The sequence below is a fragment of the Brevibacterium sp. SIMBA_078 genome (assembly GCF_046534565.1).
GTDB lineage: Bacteria > Actinomycetota > Actinomycetes > Actinomycetales > Brevibacteriaceae > Brevibacterium.
The window spans coordinates 1-258 of record NZ_JAWRYQ010000356.1 but is presented as its reverse complement, the minus strand read 5'-3'; the positions used below and the strand labels follow the sequence as shown (position 1 = coordinate 258).

At 46.1% G+C, this 258-nt stretch carries 1 pseudogene; it reads left to right on the top strand.

Features of this window, described 5'->3' with window-relative positions:
* Positions 1 to 258, top strand: a pseudogene (locus SB749_RS20010) (hypothetical protein); the annotation flags it as partial.

Sequence of the window (258 nt, the reverse complement as noted above, 5' to 3'; positions counted from 1 at the left end):
GGTACAGCTACAAAAGATGCGGTTAACTTCGGTCAGTTGGATGCGGTTAAAACAACCGCGACAAACGCGAACCAAGGCTGGAATATTCAAGCAAATGGTGGTACCACACAGACGATTGCTCCTGGAGCTACGGTAAATTTCACCAACGCCGATAATATCGCAATCACCCGTAATGGTAATACGATTTCTGTTGCCACCTCTTTGAACCCAAGCTTCACTACAGTCACGCCTACAGGCAATTTAACGGTTGGTAGTAAT